Source organism: Allokutzneria oryzae, from assembly GCF_042429765.1.
Lineage (GTDB): Bacteria > Actinomycetota > Actinomycetes > Mycobacteriales > Pseudonocardiaceae > Allokutzneria > Allokutzneria oryzae.
This window is the reverse complement of the sequence record NZ_JBHLZU010000019.1, coordinates 154,487-170,783: the sequence shown is the minus strand read 5'-3', so window position 1 is coordinate 170,783 and position 16,297 is coordinate 154,487. Positions and strand designations below refer to the sequence as shown.

Sequence of the window (16,297 nt, the reverse complement as noted above, 5' to 3'; positions counted from 1 at the left end):
ACCATGGCGAACCCCACAGTCACGGGACCGCGCGGATACAGCCTCCCGTTGTCTCCCAACGGTTTGTCGTCGATGCTGACCCCGCCGCCGTGGCACTTCGCAGGCGAGGTGGTCATGGTCGACTACCGGGTGGACCCCGAGCGCGCGGCCCGGTTCCTGCCGCCCGGTCTCACCCTGGGCGCCGACCCCGGCGCGGCGGCCGCGGTGTTCGCGGAGTGGAACTGGTGCTCCGACGACGGCGCCGAGCTCGCCGAACCCCAGCGCTGCCAGTTCGCCGAGTTCCTGATCTTCATCGCCTGCGAGCACCGGGGTCGCCCGCTGGCCCGCTGCCCCTACGCGTGGGTGGACAAGTCCGTGCCGATGATGCGCGGCTGGGTGCAGGGAATGCCCAAGCAGCTGGGCTCGATCCACCAGACCCGCCCGAAGCTCGTCGGCCGCACCGGTCCCAGGCCCGGCGAGGGCGGCCGGTTCGACGGCACCCTCTCGGTCAACGGGCGCCGCGTCGTCGAGGCGTCGGTGACCACCCGCGAGCTGGTCGCCAAGCCGCCGCTGCTGCACGACATCCCCTTGGTGCACACCAAGACCACGCCCGCGTGGATCGACGGCGAGGTCCCCGGCACCGCGCTGGTGACCTCGCGGGTGGACGGCGTGGAGTTCTCGCCGATCCACACGGGGCCGGCCCAGCTGCGGTTCCTGGACATGATCGACTCGGACTTCGCGGGCCTGGCCCCGGTCGAGGTCGGCGCGGGCTACACCTTCCACTACGCCGAGACGCTGCACGGCGGCGAGCTGCTCGACTAGCGCCCAAATCCCGCACGTGGTGGCACCACTCCTCCTCCCTCCCCCCCCGCCGGCGCCCTCACCACCCCTGCCCCCCATTTCGCGTTTTGTAGGCATATTGCGAAATGGGAGCGCTCTTTTGCGCAATATGCCTACAAAACGCGAGAACGCCGACCACGCCAGCCCGCGTTCGGTGCACGCCAGCCCGCGCTCAGCGGTGGTGAGGTGGTCGGCCTGGGGCTCGGTCGGGCGGCGCGTTCCCTGGATGATCTCCCAGTGCCTGATGTGCGAGCCTGGCACCCGTGAATGCCACGATGCTCGCCGGACGGCTCGACCTGACCACGAAACGCTTCGCGGTCGAAGAGGTCCCCGTGCCAGAACCGGCCGCCAACGAGGTCCTTGTCGCCGTCCGAGCCGCCGGAGTGTGCCTGTCCGATCTGCACCTGATCGAAGGCATGTTCACACCGGTGTACAACCCCTCGACGGTCGTCACCCTCGGCCACGAGGTGGCTGGCGTGATCGAGGCCGTCGGCGCGGAGGTGCCCGACCGGCTGCGCGTCGGCCAGCGCGTCGCACTCCAGGCCGGTCAGGCGTGCCGGATGTGCGAGAACTGTTCCCGCGGCCGCACCCCGTGCCTCCAGGTGCTCACGCGTGGCGTTGACTACGACGGCGGCTGGGCGGAGTACACGGTCGCCCGCCACGACACGGTCGTGCCGATCCCGGACAGCCTGCCGTTCGAGGAGGCGGCGATCATCCCGGACGCGGTCTCCACCCCGTACGCGGCGATCACCACCACGGCGCAGGTCCGTGTCGGCGAGTCGGCCGGCGTGTGGGGGACGGGCGGCCTCGGCACCCACGGTGTGCAGATCCTGCGCCTGGTCGGAGCGGCCCCGATCATCGCGATCGACCCGAGCACGGCGGCCCGTGAGCGCGCATTGACCTTCGGCGCGGACGTGGCGCTCGACCCGCTGGACCCGGACTTCCCCGCGCAGCTGAGCGCGGCCACCGGCGGTCAGGGCCTTGACCACGCCTTCGACTTCGCCGGTGCGGGTGCTGCCCGCGTCCAAGCGGTGAAGTCTTTGGGCCGCAACGGAAAGCTCGTGCTGGTCGGGCTGACGCCGGAGCAGCTGGACGTGCGGGACAGCATCGGGTTCTGCTTCGCCTTCCACCAGGTCGTCGGCCACTACGGCTCGCTGGCGCAGCACGTGGAGGAGCTGATCGGGCTCGCCGGGTACCAGCGGCTGGACTTCTCCAGGTCGATCAGCGCGCGCGTTCCGCTGGCGGACGCCGAGAAGGCGGTCCAGCAGCTGCACGACAAGGTGGGCGACCCCATCCGCCTCGTCCTCACCCCGTAGCGTCCGGTACCCGGGCTGCCCCGGTTCAGGGCGGCCCGGGTAAGACGGTGCCCGCGCTGTGTCCTGCACGTGGTGACAACCACCCCATCACCTCGTGGCCCCCTCACCCGAAGTCCACCGCACGTTGCCCTACTTCGCGTTTTGTAGGCATATTGCGAAATGGGAGCGCTCTTTTGCGCAATATGCCTACAAAACGCGAGAACCCCGACCACGCCAGCCCACGCGCGCAGGCTGCAGGGCACGGCCTAGGGGAGCAGGAGGGTCTTGCCGACCGAGGTGCGCGACTCGATCGCGGCGTGCGCGTCGGCCGCTCGCTCCAACGGGAAGCTCTGCCCGATGACCGGGCGAATCCGCCCCGCGACCGCCTCGGCCAACACCCGCTCCGCCCATTCCTTGGCGTGTTCACCGAAGCCGAACAGCTGCTCGATCCCCAACACCTCGACGCCGCGCCGCGCGGCTTCGGCGGGGTCGATCTCGGTGACCGCGTCGCTCGCCGCTCCGTGAACTGAGAAGCGTCCTCCGCGCGCCACGAGGCCGAAAGCGGCTCGCCCGATCTCTCCTCCGACGCCGTCGAAGACGACGTCAACGGGCGCCAACGCCGAGGTCCAGTCCTCAGTGGAGTAATCGACGACCTCGTCCGCGCCGAGCGTCCGGACCAGGTCGAGCTTCCGCTGACCGCGAGCCGCTCCGACCACGTGCGCGCCTCTGGCCCGTGCCAACTGCACGAGCAGGCTGCCGACACCGCCGCCCGCCGCCTCGACCAGAACCCGTTCGCCCGGCGTAATCCCCGCGCCCTCGACCAGCCCGAGCGCGGTGGTGCCGTCGGTGTGCAGCGCGACCGCCGCAGTCAGCTCCAACCCGTCCGGCACCGGGATCAGGGTCTGGACGTCGGCCGCCGCCATCTCCGCGAAACCACCGGTCACGCCCGTGTCGGCGAGGACACGGCGGCCGATCCAGGCCTCGTCCACGCCCACGCCGACCTCGCGCACCGTGCCCGCGACCACGCCGCCCGGCACGTACGGCGGCTCCGGGACGTCGTGCCACTTGTCCACGCCGCGCCGGATCTGGGTCTCCACAAAGGTGATCCCGGCGGCCGCGACATCGACCACCACCTGCCCGTCACCGGCTGCCGGGGCAGGAGCCTCGCCCGGCACCAGCACCTCGGGACCACCGAACCGCGTCAGTTCCACCACTCGCATGCCGAGCAGTCTTCAACCTCAACTCGTGTTGAGGTCAACGGTTCCGGAGAAACTCCGCCGTGGCCGTGTCAGCGGGGAAGAAGGACTCGACGGACAGCTCGGCCACGGTGATGTCCACCGCTGTGCCGAAGGTGGAGACCGTGCTCAACAGGCTCAGCTCGGCCTCGCCGTGGCGCAGCCGGAGCGGCACGAACACCTCGGCGGTGTCGGGCACCTCGATCTCCGGCTCGTCGCACGGGTAGCGGCGCAGCTCCGCGAGCAGCTCGGCGACCTCCTCGTCCCCGCTGACCGCGACCTCCCGCGCGAGCCTGTTGAGCAGGTGCGCCCGCCACTGGCCGAGGTTGGCGATGCGGGGCGCCAACCCCTCGGGGTGCAGGCTGATCCGGAGCGCGTTCGGTTGCCCCGCAAGGAGGTGCGGTGCGATCCCGTCGGTGAACAAAGCGCTCGCCGCGTTGGCCTCCACCATGTTCCACCGGCGGTCCACCGCCACCGACGGAAAGGGTTCGTGCGCGGCGAGGACCTGGCGCACGGCGGCGTGGACGGCGGCCAGCCGCGGCGAGTCGAGCGCGCTCTCCTGGTAGGCGGGCGCGAACCCGGCGGCGAGCAGCAGCTGGTTGCGTTCTCGCAGCGGCACGTCGAGCTGGTCGGCCAGCCGCAGCACCATCTCCCGGCTCGGCGCGGACCGCCCGGTCTCCACGAAGCTCAGGTGCCTGGCGGAGATGTCGGCGCGCAGCGCGAGGTCCAGCTGCGAGAGCCTGCGCCGCCCCCGCCAGTCCCGCAGGAGGCCGCCCACCGGAGTGCTCATGCCCTCAGCCTAGGCGCTGCCGCCATTACCTCCGGCGTAATCGACAGCCTGACCTGTGGCGGCGATTGTTGGGGCACACCGAGCGAAGGAGAACGCAGTGACCGACATCGCCGCCCGCTACATCGAGGTGTGGAACGAGACCGACGCGGTGAAGCGCAGGCACCTCATCGACGAGCTGTTCACCGAGGACGCCACCTACACCGACCCGTTGGCCGACGTCGCCGGGCGGGACGGGATCGACGCCGTGATCGCCGGGGCGCAGCAGCAGTTCGCCGGGCTCGTCTTCAGCGTGCCCTCGCCCGCCGACGCCCACCACGACATCGCCCGCTTCACCTGGCACCTGGGAGCCCCCGAGGCGGCCGAGCCGCTGGCGATCGGATTCGACGTCGTGCGGCTCGCCGACGGGCGCATCACCGGCGTGTTCGGCTTCCTCGACCGGGTCCCTGGCTGACCTCGCGCCCCTCTAAAATCCGCCAGCGCACGCCCCCGGGCCGTAGACGTAGGTCGCGTCCTCCACGTGGTAACGCCACCTCGCCACGCCCTGGCGCCCTCACCCCCGTGCCCCCCTATTTCGCGTTTTGTAGGCTTAATGCGAAATGGGAGCGCTCTTTTGCGCAATATGCCTACAAAACGCGAGAACCCCGACCACGCCAGCCCATGCGCGCACGGGGGCGGCGCGGCGGCCGGGGGCACGGGGGCAGCGCGGCGGCCGGGGGCGTTCACCTAGCCGAGGGCCGCGAGGTCGGCGGGGGAGAGCTCGATCCGGCCGGCCGCGAGGTTCTCCTCCAGGTGCACCGGGTCCGCCGTGCCCGGGATCGCCAGGACGTTCGGGCCGCGGTGCAGGGTCCAGGCGAGCAGGATCTGTGCGGGCGTCGCGCCGTGCGCGGCGGCGACCTCGGCGACCACCTCGTCCGGAGCCCCGCCCTGCACCGAGAAGAACGGCACGAACGCGACTCCCTGCTCGGAGCACAGGTCGAGCAGGGAGTCGTCGTCCCTGGCGGCGAGCCCGTACTGGTTCTGCACGCACACCACCGGGGCGATGGCCTGCGCCTCCGCGAGGTGCTCCGAGCGCACGTTGGAGACGCCGAGGTGCCGGATCAGGCCTTCGGCGCGCAGGTCGGCCAACACCCCGAAGCGGTCCGCCAGTGAGCCGTCCCCGCGCTCCAAGCCGGCCCCGATGCGGAGGTTGACCAGGTCGAGGTGGTCCCGGCCGAGCTGGCGCAGGTTCTCCTCGACCTGCCCGCGCAGCTGCTCCGGCCGGGCGGCGGGCAGCCACTCACCGGAGGCGTCCTTGCCGGGGCCGACCTTGGTGGCGATCACCAGGTCCTCCGGGTACGGCCGCAGCGCGGAGTTGATGAGTTCGTTCGCCGACCACTGCGGCGAGAAGTAGAAGGCCGCCGTGTCGATGTGGTTCACGCCCAGCTCCACCGCCTTGCGGAGCACGGTCACGGCCTGGTCGCGGTTGATCGGACGGGTGATGAGGCGCATCGCGCCGAACCCGAGCCGGTTCACCGTGCGGTCGCCCATTCGCCACGTGGAAGGTGTCATGACGCCCTAGCCTGCGCGCCGGGCGGCACGCGGGTCCGCGAGTGGCAACTTCCTGCCACACTGGGCCGGTGGACAACGCCCTTGTTCGCGGCGAGGAGGAGCTTCTCGCGCGCACGACACACCTGTTCCTCCGAGCTGACGACGTGGCGTGCGCGGCCGACGACCTCAACACCTGGGCGACCACCCGCGCACGCCCCAGACCGCAGCTGCGCGGTGACAAGCGGATCCGCAAGATGTACCGCCCCGGCGTGCTGATGGACCCGTCGTCCGCCGAGCACCTCCGCGGCTTGGGCAAGCTCGGGGTGGACGTGCGGATCACTCCTGACGAGATCAACGAGACGATCATCCTCGACCGGCGGTTCGTGATCCTCGCCGGTGGGGTGGTCGGAGGTGGCCGCAGCTTCCGCCTGTTCGACAGCCCGGACGTGGCGCGCAGCGTGACCTCGCTCTACGAGGCGGCCTGGCGCGGGGCGACCCCGTTGTCGGTCTACGAGGCGCGCTTCGCCGCGCTCTACGACCTCGCGCCGAAGATCCTCGACATGCTCGCCTCCGGCTGCAAGGACGAGACGGCGGCCCGTGAGCTGGGCCTCGGTGTCCGCACGTACCGCCGCCGCGTCGCGGAGCTGATGGCCGCTGTCGGTGCGACGTCGCGGTTCCAGGCCGGAGTGCGGGCACGCGAGCTCGGCTTGCTCTGAGCCCGAGTACGGTGTCCGGCGGAGTCGCGTGGAGCTGGGGAGCACAGGTGTTCGCGGGGTTGGACAAGATCGACTGGGCGGAGCTGGAGCACGCGTACGGGCCGGCGGACGACATCCCGGAGATCCTGCGAGGGCTGGTCTCCCACGACCCGGACACCCGTGAGCTGGCGTACGAGGACTTCATCGGCGGCGTCCACCACCAGGGCGATGTCTACGAGTGCACCGCGCTGTGCGTGCCCTTCCTGCTCGAAGCCGTGTTCAGCCCGGACGTCCCGCAACGCGGCGAGCTGGTGCGGCTCGTCGCCAGTGTCGGTGGCGTCGACGAGCACGGTGTCGACACCTGGGACGCCGACGAGCCCGACCCGTTCGGCAACCACCCGCACATCGCCACCGCCAGGGCGACGGTCGCTGCCGAGCTGCCCCGGCTCCTCGGACTCTTCGACGATCCTGACGTCGCGGTCCGGCGCGCACTCCCGGACGTGCTCGTTGCCTGCCAGGACCGTTGGGGCGCAACACTTCCCCTGTTACGTGAGCGGATGACCGCGGAGCCCGACCCGCACGCTCGCGCGGCGCTGGTCCGGGCGGTCGGCATGATCGCGGCGCACCTCGACGACGACGCGGAACTGGACTCGGCGCTGACCTGGCTGGCCTCGCTCGCGGCCGAGGGCGACAGCCCAGTCGTGCGCCTCAGAGCGCTGGCCACGCTCGCCGACACCGACCCGGGCGCCCTGCCCCCAGACGTCGCCGACCTCGCCGTCGCGGCGGTGCGGGAGATCGACGAGCCGGGCATCGAAGCGCTCGTCCGTTCGCTGGACACCGCCCTCGGCAGCCGCACCGCCGACCGGACCGCGCTCACGACCGAGCTGCTGTCGTTCCCCGACAAGGAGATCCGCCGCCTCGGCGCCTCCCTGTCCGCGACACTGGTCCGTGAATGGCGCGGTGACCACAGTCGGCTGGTGCGGCGGCTCGGGGACCTCGTCTGCGACCCGGACATGGGCAAGGTCGCGGCCGAGGTGCTGGACGGCTTCGGCCCGGAGGCACTGCCAGCGGCGGACGCCCTGGTCACCGTTCTCGACAGCACGCAGCGGTCGTCGCCGCTGTGGTTGACCACGTTCGCGAGCGGCCCACCCGGTGCCGGGCCGGCCGTACGGGCGCTGGCGCACAGCGGAGACGCGCGGGCTGTTCCGGTTGTGCGCTGGGCGCTGGAGCTCGACCACGTGCCCACCGACATCGGCAGCCTGCTCTACGGCATCCGGTCACACGCCGCCGAGCTACTGCCACTGATCCGGGCGCGGCTGCGAGATCTGCCCGACGACGCCCGAGGCGGAGCCCTGCTCACCGCGATCGGCAACCTCGAACGGGCTGGTGCCGACGCCGTGCCTGACCTGGTCGAACTCCTGGAAGCCGGTCGGCGCAGCAGCGGGCTGTTCTACGCGTTCAGGGCGATCGGTCCCGCGGCCGGGGCCGCGGTGCCACTGCTGAGGCGGCTCTGCGACGAGCACCCGTTCGACGCTCCGCTCGCGGTGTGGCGCATCGCGGGGGACCCGGAACCGGCGCTGGCCGAGGTCTCCGACAGCGATGACGGGATGCGGCTTGCCGCCGCGCTCGGGCAGGAGGCCGCCAGCGCGCTTCCCCTCATCCGGAAACGGCTGGCCGCGCCGCAGGACGCGTGGGCACGGCTGCGCGCGGCGATCGCGCTGTGGGAGGTCGGGGGAGACCCCGAGCCCGTGGTCCCCGAGCTCATCGCCGCCGGGCGGGCCAATTCGTTCTGCCTCGCTCCTGCCGCGGACTGCCTCGCCGAGATCGGGCCACCCGCGCGCGCCGCGGAAGGGTTGCTGCGCAACGAGATCGGGCAGCTCCGGCGGCACAACAAGCACGTGTACCTCGGCGACGCCGTCAGCGAGGACGTGCGACTGCTGACCTCCTGCGCTCGGGCATTGGACCGAATTGCGGGGGTACCGGATGCGCCTGTTCCCGCCCGGCCCTAGCTTCGTGTCGTGACGGAGATCGTGGTTGTCGGAGCTGGGCTCGCCGGACTGAGCGCGGCGGAGGTGCTGGCCTCGGCCGGCGTGGGTGTCCAGGTCCTGGAGTCCTCCGACGACGTCGGCGGACGGGTGCGCACGGACGTGGTGGACGGCTACCGGCTCGATCGGGGCTTTCAGATCCTCTGCCCCGGCTACCCCGAGGTCGCGAACCGGATCGACCTGGAAGCCTTGCGGCCCAAGGCATTCGAGTCCGGCGCGCTGGTTCGCCGCAACGGCGCGCTGCACGCGCTCACCGACCCCAGGCAGGGACCCGGCGCCTGGCGGGACGTGGTCACCCAGCGCGTCCTGGGCCCAGGTGACCTTGCCGCCCTGGCGACCATGTCGGGGCGCGACTGGCTCACCAGCGACCGCGCGTTGGTGACCGCGCTCGACCGCAGCACGCGCGCGGAACTCGCGCGGTGGACACTGTCGGGTGAAGCGGTCACGAGCGTGCTGAGACCGTTCCTGTCCGGAGTGTTCCTCGAAGCGGACCTGACGACCTCGTCCCGGTTCTTCCACCTCGTGTGGCGCAGCTTCGCCCGCGCGACGCCGGTCCTGCCCGCCCAGGGCATGGCGGAGCTCCCGCGTCAGCTCGCCGGACGGCTGCCCAGCGGCGCGCTTCGCCTCCAGGCTCCGGTCGCCGAGGTGACGACGGACGGCGTGCTCCTGGCCGACGGCGAGAAGATCACGGCTGATGCCGTCGTGGTCGCCACGGACGGCAGCGTTGCCGCGAGGCTGCTGCCGGGGCTGCGCGAACCGCGATGGAACGCCGTGACCACGTGGTACTTCAGCGCTCCCGAAACGCCTCTCGCCCGCCCGGTCCTGGTGCTGGACGGCGACAGCGGACCGGTGGTCAACACCGTTGTGCTCAGCGAGGTCGCCGACACCTACGCTCCGGAAGACCGCGCGCTGATCGCCGCATCCGTGCTCGGCGCGGGCGACGACATCGACGAGTCGACCGTGCGCGCGCAGCTCGCGAGGCTCTACGGCGTGGACACCAAGAACTGGGACGTTGTCGGCCGCTACGTCATCCCACGTGCCCTTCCGGCGATGCCCGCGCCGCATTCGCTGCGCAAGCCGGTTCGAGTCGGCGACCGGCGTTACGTCGCGGGCGACCACCGTGACACGAGTTCCATCCAGGGAGCCCTGGTGTCGGGCCGTCGGGCCGCCCGCGCGGCGCTCGCGGATCTCGCGGTCGCCCCGCTGGCCGCGGTATGACAAGTCCACTGTGGATATTCGGTGACCAGCTCGGCCCGCATTTCCACGGCGGCGGTGAGCGCGAGATCGTGCTGATCGAGTCCGAGTCCGCGCTGCGGCGGCGTCCCCATCACCGGCAGAAGCTGCACCTCCTGCTGTCGGGCATCCGGCACCTGGCCGAAGAGCTGGGCGAACGCGCGACGGTGGTGCGAGCACCGACCTACCGCGCCGCGCTGGCGGAGTTCGGTCGCCCGGTCGCGGTGCACGAGCCCGGATCGCACGCCGCCGAGGACCTGGTGCGCGAGCTCGAACGGGACGGACTGGTGTCGGAGATCCTCCCGACCCCCGGATTCGCGTTGTCCCGCAATGATTTCGCGGAATGGGCGAAGGGGCGCGAGAAGTTCCTTATGGAGGACTTCTACCGCGACCAACGGCGTCGGTTCGACGTGCTGATGGACGCCGACGAGCCGTTGGGTGGCCGGTGGAACTACGACGCCGACAACCGCGAACCCCCGCCGAAGGGCGCGACCAGGCTGAAGCTCGACGAGCCGTGGTGGCCCACCGAGGACCACATCGACGACAAGGTCCGCGCCGACCTGGACGCCATGGACCTCGACACCGTCGGCCGCGACGGGCCCCGGCTGTTCCCGGTCACCGCGAACGAGGCGACCTCGGCGCTGGAGCACTTCGTCCGGCACCGGCTCGGCGCGTTCGGTCCGCACGAGGACGCGATCCTCACCGAGGACTGGGCGATGGCGCACTCACTGCTGTCCGTGCCGCTGAACCTGGGACTGCTGCACCCGCTGGACGTCGTGCGCGCCGCCGAGCGCCGAGCCGGGGACCTGCCGCTCGCCGGGGTGGAGGGGTTCATCCGGCAGGTGCTGGGCTGGCGTGAGTACGTGTGGCACCTGTACTGGCACTTCGGCCGGGAGTACATGCGCAACAACGCTTTCCGCGCGAGGGTGCCGCTGCCGGACTGGTGGCTGAACCTCGACGCGGGCGGAGCGCGGGCCGCCTGTCTGCGCACCGCGTTGGAAGGGGTGCGCGATCGGGGCTGGGTGCACCACATCCAGCGCTTGATGGTGCTCGGAAACCACGCCCTGCAACGGGGCTACCACCCGCGCGAGCTGAGCGAGTGGTTCACGACGTCCTTTGTGGACGGTTTCCCGTGGGTGATGCCGGTGAACGTGGTGGGCATGAGCCAGCACGCGGACGGCGGTCTGATGGCGACCAAGCCGTATCTCTCCGGGGGCGCGTACCTGAACCGGATGAGCGATCACTGCTCCGGGTGCTGGTACGACCCGAAGAAGCGGCTTGGCGAGCGCGCCTGCCCGTTCACCGGCGGCTACTGGTCCTGGCTGTGGCACAACGCCGATGCGCTCAAGGGCAACCACCGGATGGCGCGCGCGATCAGCGGGATGAAGCGCCTGGGTGATATCGATGCGGTTGTCGAGCAGGAGCTTTCGCGGGAGCAGTTCTAACGCGAGTCCTGATGGCGGTGTGTCGCGCCCTCGCTCGTTCCCCAGGCGCGAGGGGCGAGCCCGTTCGAGCCGTTGAAGGCGGCGAGGTAGCCGTGCGGCCCAGAGCCCGTGACCCCGACGACCTTGTCCTCGCCGTCCAGGGCAGCGGTGCAGCGCGCGACACCCTGCGAGTCGCTCTCGGTGAGCGCCGCCGTCAGCGTGGCCTCGTACAGCCCCCGTCCGGATTCGCGGTACAGGAGAGCCGAGGTCGGGGCCGCAACGGCGGCCGGTGCGAGCAGGACCACAGCGGCGAAACGCACGGAGGACTCCTCTGCGCAAACGAACAAAGCGGACACAGAGCATGATCAGAAACCCTGCAGACCCGCGTCTGGCGCACCAGGGACCGTCTCCTCTTCACCACCACGGTCCCCGGCCCCTCGTCCCCTCCGGTGCTGGCCGACTGCGTCATCACCTCCACCTGACCCCTCCCTCCGGCGGTCACTCGGCCATTCGCGGGCTTATGGACGTCCCTGGAGGCGCGGACACGTCCATAAGCCCGCGAATGGCCGTCGTCGGGGTGGGGTGGTGGTGGCGTTGGGGGTTGTGCTGCTGCCCCGACTCCGTCGGGTTGCCCCCGGATAATTCTCCCGGACTCCGGCGCGCATTTCCTTGGACATCCAGCACCGCTAGCCCGCTCACCTAATACGGTGGCGGGCTAGCCGGGGTCGGGTTTAAAACGGTGGACCAGGATCCGCTATCGGCTCAGGCTCCCGGACATACGTTCTTCCCATCGGCGTGGTCCAAATATGGATACCGCCCGGGAGCTGTGTTCGTTTCCACCGCGTGTGATGCTTCATCACATGATGCCGTCGACATTTCGCGCCCAGATCATCCGCGACGGTGTTGGTGCCGTCAAAGGGCTCGCAATGATCCAGATCGCAGCGGTGCGCCGGTTGACGGCAGCCGATCGCCACACACGTGACATCCCGCGCTCGGACCAGATCGGCCAGGGCCGCTGAGGGGCGGTAGTTCGTGCGCCCCACATCCACCGCCACCCCGGTCACCGGGTCGGTGAGGATCCGCTTCCACGTGCCCCCGGCCGCGATGTCGCGGGCCACGTCCGCGGGAATCGGCCCGTAGCCCGCGAGCATCCCGGGTTCCTGGTCCATGCCCATCAACGTGGTCGCGGGGAGGGTGACCAGGACCTTGACCTCACCCTGCGGGGCACCGGTCTCCTTGCCCATCAACAGGTCAAAGGCGACATCCGCCCGGCGCTGGTCCATGGTGCGCTCATCGTCCAGACCACGGGCGATCCGGTCGATCCGATCCCACACCAGGGCGCCCTGGACGGCGGTGAACTGGAACCGCAACGCACACATCGCGTCATCGAGGTTCAGCTTCTCCACCCGCCGGGTCCGCTTCTTCTCCTCATGCCGCCGAGCTGCCGCGTCGGGGTCGAGCTTGGCGATCAGGCGTTGGGCGTGCAGCCGGATCCGGCTGTAGTGGTGGGTACGGGCGTACTCGATCAGTACCGCTTCCACGATCTCCGCCTGCACAGCGGTCAACGGCTCCAGTTGGTCCACGATCAACAACGCCTTGCCCTGATCGATCCGACCCTCCTCCAGGGCGGCGAGAACGGCGGGGCGGGAGGCGAGGGTTTCGGCGTGACAGATCAGCGTGCTCGCCTTGCGTGAGGAAATCGACAACTACGCCCCGACCTCATCGCCGAGGTAGGGGTATTCCGCGAAATCCGTGCTGACCACCAAATCAGCGAGACAGCGCGCCAGGACCGCGTGCGCGTGATTCACCGCGCGGTAGGCGTCCTCGATTGCATCGAGGGTCTCGTCGGGGGCCATATTCCCATTCTATCCGCCCGAAAAAGTGATCATGGCTCTGTGGGATGAAATAGGGGGTCGATTCTTTCGCTGTCGGTGAACGTGAAGGTGTGGGTGGGGATGCGGGGTCAGCTCTGCCCCGCGAAGGCGGTGCCACAGAACGTGAAAGGTGCGCCGCACCGGACAGGCACTAGAACTCCAGGCGGTAGAAGTTCGCCATCCGGCTGATCGACGGGACCAGCGCGAAAGCCTTGAGCACCAAGCCGTACAGCGGGTTCTGCAGGTCGGCGAAGCTGGAGAGGTCGAAGGCGCTGAGCTGGGTGACGCAGCGCAGCCTCGGGTGGATCGACTCCAGCTCCGCGCTGCCCTCGATGCCCCAGCGCAGCCGGGCCTTGGCGGCGCGCACCGCCTTGTTGCGACGGGTGACGCGGATCCCGGTCTCGCTCAGCGCGTCGAAGATGAACTGGCCGCTGGGGAAGTGGTCGACGATCCGGCGGAACAGCTCCCGGCCTTCGGCCTCGTCGAGGTACATGGTCAGGCCCTCCGCCACCACCAGCACGGGGTGGTCGCCGGGAACCCGGTCCAGCCAGTCCGGGTCCGTCACCGAGGACGCGATCATCTCGTAGTCGCCCTCGCGCTGCGGGAACAGGCGTCGCCTCAGGTCGATCACTTCGGGGTAGTCGACGTCGAACCAGCGCACACCCGGACCGGGATCGACGCGGAAGACGCGGGTGTCCAGGCCGCAGCCCAGGTACAGCACGGTCGCGCTCGGGTACTCGGCGAGGAACTCGCTGGTCCAGTCGTCGAGGTGCTTGCCCCGCAACGCCACCGACTTCTCGTCACCGCGCCGGATGCCGACCTTGCGGAAGTCGACGTCGATCTTCCTCGCGGCGTCCAGGGCCAGCTTGTCGTGCAGGATCGACTTGGCTGACAGGGCGTCGAGCGCTCTGCCGTACAGAGTGGGCAGCAAGGTCGCCTTCTCTCCGGTCAGCCGCACTCTGTCGCCCGTCTTCCGCGCCGCGTTGAGGATGTTGCGCACCATGCCCCCGAAGACGATGCCGTGGAACGGCCACACCGCCCACCAGTACAGGTGGCCGAGCAACCCGTGCGGCAGGAACACCGCGCGCTGCCGGTACACCGAGCCGTTCCCATCCGACGCCACCGACAGCTCCAGCCACGCCTTGCCGGGCACCTTCATCTCGGCGCGCAGCCGCAGCAGTGTCCCGCGGTCGATCTCCTCGACCCGCCACCAGTCCAGCGCGTCGCCGGACTGGAGCAGGCGCGGATCGCGCCGGCCGCGCCGCAGCCCCACTCCGCCAACGGCCCGGTCCAGCCAGCCGCGCACCGCCCACGCCAGCGGGAAGGAGTACCAGCCGTTCTCGCCGCCGATGCCCTCCACGACGCGCCAGACCTCCGCGCGGGAGGCGGTGGAGCGCTGCTCGCGGACGTCGGTGTAGGCCGAGCCCCCCGACCAGTCCGGGTCGCTGGGCAGCGGCTCTGACGGCGCGCCCGCCGGCGAGGCGTTGGACCAGCGGGTCTCCACCTCGCCGTTGCGGATCTTGGTCAGCGCGAGCTCGACCGCCCGGTCGTATCCGGTCAGCCCGCCGTCCGGCTGCGGTATGACGGAGTCGATGTCGTGCTCGGTGCATACGACGTCGTGCACCAGCGAGTCCACCAGTGGCCGCGCGATCGAGGCCGGCACCGGGGTCACCCAGTTCACCCAGTGCGATGACAGGCGCGGCGTGAGCACCGGCACCGGGATGACCAGGCGCTTCGGCAGTCCCGCGACCCGCGCGTAGTGGCGCATCATCTCCAGGTAGGTCAGCACGTCCGGGCCGCCGATGTCGAAAGCCCGGTTGACGCCGGGCGGCAGGTCGGTGGCGCGCACGAGGTAGTGCAGGACATCGCGCACCGCGATCGGCTGCACGCGGTTGCGCACCCAGCGCGGCGTCACCATCGCGGGCAGCCGTTCGGTCAGGTACCGCAGCATCTCGAAGCTCGCCGAACCGGAGCCGATGATCACCGCCGCGCGCAGCACCACGCTCGGCACACCGGAAGCGAGGAAGATGTCGCCGACCTCGGCGCGCGAGGCCAGGTGATCGGAAAGCTCACCCGAGGGCGGAGTCAGGCCACCGAGGTAGACCACGCGCTTGACGCCCTGGCGAGCGGCGGCGTCGGCGACGATCCGGGCGGCGCGCCGGTCCACGTCGGAGAAGTCCTTCTTGTGCAATGAGTGCACGAGGTAGTGGATGACGTCGATCCCCTCGGTCGCCGCGCACACGGAGTCCGCGTCCAACACGTCACCGCGCAGGACCTCGACGCGATCTGCCCACGGCACATCGCGCAGCTTCACGGGCTCGCGCACCAGGCACCGCACTTCGTGGCCCTCCGCGAGCAGCAGCGGCACGAGCCGCCCACCGAGGTATCCCGTCGCTCCTGTAACCAGACATCGCACGCCCACAGCTTGGTCGTGAACGGCGGCCCGCGCAGCGCCAGTGGGCGATTCGACGTTTTTTCCAGTCAACGCAGGGAAAACCATCCTCATGCGACATCTACGCCGTTCGCATCAACCCGGTGACCAGTGGACACCCGTCAACGACACGGACCAGAACTTCGGCGCGATCCTGCTCGTCGAGCTGATCGTCCGGCCGGTCGTGTACACGACCTTCGACCCGGGGCCGGACGCGCGGCGCGGAGGTATCGCGGAGCTGCTCGCACTCACCTCCGTGCTGAGAGTGGACCACCTGCTCATGCGGGTGCGTGCACTGGTGGAGACGGAAGGGATGCGAGTTCCCGCTGGTGGGGCCGAGCGGCTGGCGGCGGTGGTCGTCGAGAGCTGCGAGGCGTTCACCGGACGGTGGCGCACGTCCCTGTTCGACGCCGAGGAGTTCAACCGGGACCTCACGGTGCTGGAGGAGCTGCTCGACGCGATCGCGCTCGACCTCGCGGCCGGACTGAGCGAACACAACGTCTAGTGGCTTACCTGGAGTAAGCTCCGACCATGAACCTGCACAGCGGTGACTGTCCGGGTAGGACCGTCCTGGACCACGTCACCAGCCGGTGGGGCGTGCTGATCCTGACCTCTCTGCGCGGCGGCCCGTTGCGCTTCTACGAGCTGCGCGACGGCATCGGCGGGATCAGCGAGAAGATGCTCGCGCAGACACTGCGCACGCTCGCCGGGGACGGCTTGGTGGAGCGCACGGTCGAGCCGACGATCCCGCCGAAGGTCAGCTACGAGCTCACCGAGGTGGGCAGGGACCTGACCGGGCCGCTGCAACGGCTGATCAACCGCATCGCCGCGAGAACGCCCGACGTGGTGGCCGCGTGGGAGCTCAACGGTGATCACGCGGTGAGGTGAGGAGGCACAAGCCGCGCCCGACCGCCGCTGCTGGGAGACTT

Annotated in this window: 15 protein-coding genes and 2 pseudogenes; 9 read left to right on the top strand and 8 right to left on the bottom strand. The window is 70.3% G+C overall.

Annotated features, from left to right (window positions below; genetic code table 11):
• Positions 1–3 precede the first annotated feature (3 nt).
• Together mppR and ACFFQA_RS24165 are read left to right on the top strand one after the other, a co-directional pair.
• Positions 4–801, top strand: coding sequence for an enduracididine biosynthesis enzyme MppR (gene mppR, locus ACFFQA_RS24170; RefSeq protein WP_377856457.1), 798 nt, complete (start codon positions 4–6; stop codon positions 799–801).
• 281 nt (positions 802–1,082) lie between these two features.
• Complete coding sequence (locus ACFFQA_RS24165; protein ID WP_377856454.1) at positions 1,083–2,135, top strand: zinc-binding dehydrogenase; 1,053 nt, start codon at positions 1,083–1,085, stop codon at positions 2,133–2,135.
• A gap of 245 nt (positions 2,136–2,380) precedes the next feature.
• On the opposite strand, the gene ACFFQA_RS24160 is transcribed toward ACFFQA_RS24165, so the two are convergent.
• Together ACFFQA_RS24160 and ACFFQA_RS24155 are read right to left on the bottom strand one after the other, a co-directional pair.
• Positions 2,381–3,334: a zinc-binding dehydrogenase gene (locus ACFFQA_RS24160; RefSeq protein WP_377856451.1), complete on the bottom strand. Its 954-nt coding sequence runs from the start codon at positions 3,332–3,334 to the stop codon at positions 2,381–2,383.
• A 34-nt stretch (positions 3,335–3,368) separates the two neighbouring features.
• Complete coding sequence (locus ACFFQA_RS24155; protein WP_377856448.1) at positions 3,369–4,139, bottom strand: helix-turn-helix domain-containing protein; 771 nt, start codon at positions 4,137–4,139, stop codon at positions 3,369–3,371.
• A 97-nt stretch (positions 4,140–4,236) separates the two neighbouring features.
• Here ACFFQA_RS24155 and ACFFQA_RS24150 point away from each other — a divergent pair, with 97 nt between their 5' ends.
• The gene (locus tag ACFFQA_RS24150; RefSeq protein WP_377856445.1) at positions 4,237–4,590 is read left to right on the top strand and encodes a nuclear transport factor 2 family protein; all 354 of its coding nucleotides are present in this window, start codon (positions 4,237–4,239) and stop codon (positions 4,588–4,590) included.
• Positions 4,591–4,862: 272 nt separating this feature from the next.
• On the opposite strand, the gene ACFFQA_RS24145 is transcribed toward ACFFQA_RS24150, so the two are convergent.
• Positions 4,863–5,687: an oxidoreductase gene (locus ACFFQA_RS24145; protein WP_377856442.1), complete on the bottom strand. Its 825-nt coding sequence runs from the start codon at positions 5,685–5,687 to the stop codon at positions 4,863–4,865.
• Between the two features lie 68 nt (positions 5,688–5,755).
• On the opposite strand from ACFFQA_RS24145, the gene ACFFQA_RS24140 reads away from it, so the two are divergent.
• From ACFFQA_RS24140 to ACFFQA_RS24125, 4 genes are read left to right on the top strand one after another with little or no spacing between them, the layout of a single operon-like run.
• Entirely contained in the window at positions 5,756–6,382 is a 627-nt protein-coding gene (locus ACFFQA_RS24140) for a DNA-binding response regulator (protein ID WP_377856439.1), read from the top strand.
• Between the two features lie 47 nt (positions 6,383–6,429).
• On the top strand, positions 6,430–8,370 hold the full coding sequence (locus ACFFQA_RS24135) for a hypothetical protein (protein WP_377856437.1): 1,941 nt from the start codon (positions 6,430–6,432) through the stop codon (positions 8,368–8,370).
• A gap of 9 nt (positions 8,371–8,379) precedes the next feature.
• A complete protein-coding gene (locus ACFFQA_RS24130; protein WP_377856434.1) occupies positions 8,380–9,624 on the top strand; it encodes an NAD(P)/FAD-dependent oxidoreductase in 1,245 nt (414 codons plus the stop codon).
• Positions 9,621–11,084, top strand: a complete 1,464-nt coding sequence (locus ACFFQA_RS24125; RefSeq protein ID WP_377856431.1) for a cryptochrome/photolyase family protein — start codon at positions 9,621–9,623, stop codon at positions 11,082–11,084. The genes ACFFQA_RS24130 and ACFFQA_RS24125 overlap by 4 nt, the downstream gene beginning before the upstream one ends.
• Here the strand turns inward: ACFFQA_RS24125 and ACFFQA_RS24120 are convergent.
• The 5 genes and pseudogenes from ACFFQA_RS24120 to ACFFQA_RS24100 form a co-directional block, all read right to left on the bottom strand.
• Positions 11,081–11,383 carry a hypothetical protein gene (locus tag ACFFQA_RS24120; protein WP_377856428.1) on the bottom strand — a complete coding sequence of 101 codons (303 nt, stop codon included), beginning with the start codon at positions 11,381–11,383 and terminating at the stop codon, positions 11,081–11,083. The two genes, ACFFQA_RS24125 and ACFFQA_RS24120, sit on opposite strands and share 4 nt — an antisense overlap.
• Positions 11,384–11,794: 411 nt before the next feature.
• On the bottom strand, positions 11,795–12,769 hold the full coding sequence (locus tag ACFFQA_RS24115; protein WP_377856425.1) for an HNH endonuclease signature motif containing protein: 975 nt from the start codon (positions 12,767–12,769) through the stop codon (positions 11,795–11,797).
• Positions 12,770–12,919, bottom strand: a complete 150-nt coding sequence (locus ACFFQA_RS24110) for a hypothetical protein (protein ID WP_377856422.1) — start codon at positions 12,917–12,919, stop codon at positions 12,770–12,772. It abuts the gene before it with no gap.
• Positions 12,920–13,088: 169 nt separating this feature from the next.
• Positions 13,089–13,733: pseudogene (locus ACFFQA_RS24105) on the bottom strand (class I SAM-dependent methyltransferase); the annotation flags it as partial.
• Between the two features lie 177 nt (positions 13,734–13,910).
• A pseudogene (locus ACFFQA_RS24100) lies at positions 13,911–15,353 on the bottom strand (SDR family oxidoreductase); the annotation flags it as partial.
• 88 nt (positions 15,354–15,441) lie between these two features.
• Between ACFFQA_RS24100 and ACFFQA_RS24095 the strand changes: the two are divergent.
• Both ACFFQA_RS24095 and ACFFQA_RS24090 read left to right on the top strand, forming a co-directional pair.
• Positions 15,442–15,873, top strand: a complete 432-nt coding sequence (locus ACFFQA_RS24095; protein ID WP_377856420.1) for a hypothetical protein — start codon at positions 15,442–15,444, stop codon at positions 15,871–15,873.
• A 26-nt stretch (positions 15,874–15,899) separates the two neighbouring features.
• Entirely contained in the window at positions 15,900–16,256 is a 357-nt protein-coding gene (locus tag ACFFQA_RS24090; RefSeq protein ID WP_377856417.1) for a winged helix-turn-helix transcriptional regulator, read from the top strand.
• The last annotated feature ends 41 nt before the right edge of the window (positions 16,257–16,297 follow it).

What these genes read in the sequence shown, in the direction of transcription:
- mppR (WP_377856457.1), top strand. Translation starts at nt 4, where the DNA reads ATGGCGAACCCCACAGTCACGGGACCGCGCGGATACAGCCTCCCGTTG.
- ACFFQA_RS24160 (WP_377856451.1), bottom strand. Translation starts at nt 3,334, where the DNA reads ATGCGAGTGGTGGAACTGACGCGGTTCGGTGGTCCCGAGGTGCTGGTG.
- ACFFQA_RS24155 (WP_377856448.1), bottom strand. Translation starts at nt 4,139, where the DNA reads ATGAGCACTCCGGTGGGCGGCCTCCTGCGGGACTGGCGGGGGCGGCGC.
- ACFFQA_RS24145 (WP_377856442.1), bottom strand. Translation starts at nt 5,687, where the DNA reads ATGACACCTTCCACGTGGCGAATGGGCGACCGCACGGTGAACCGGCTC.
- ACFFQA_RS24125 (WP_377856431.1), top strand. Translation starts at nt 9,621, where the DNA reads ATGACAAGTCCACTGTGGATATTCGGTGACCAGCTCGGCCCGCATTTC.
- ACFFQA_RS24110 (WP_377856422.1), bottom strand. Translation starts at nt 12,919, where the DNA reads ATGGCCCCCGACGAGACCCTCGATGCAATCGAGGACGCCTACCGCGCG.
- ACFFQA_RS24095 (WP_377856420.1), top strand. Translation starts at nt 15,442, where the DNA reads ATGCGACATCTACGCCGTTCGCATCAACCCGGTGACCAGTGGACACCC.
- ACFFQA_RS24090 (WP_377856417.1), top strand. Translation starts at nt 15,900, where the DNA reads ATGAACCTGCACAGCGGTGACTGTCCGGGTAGGACCGTCCTGGACCAC.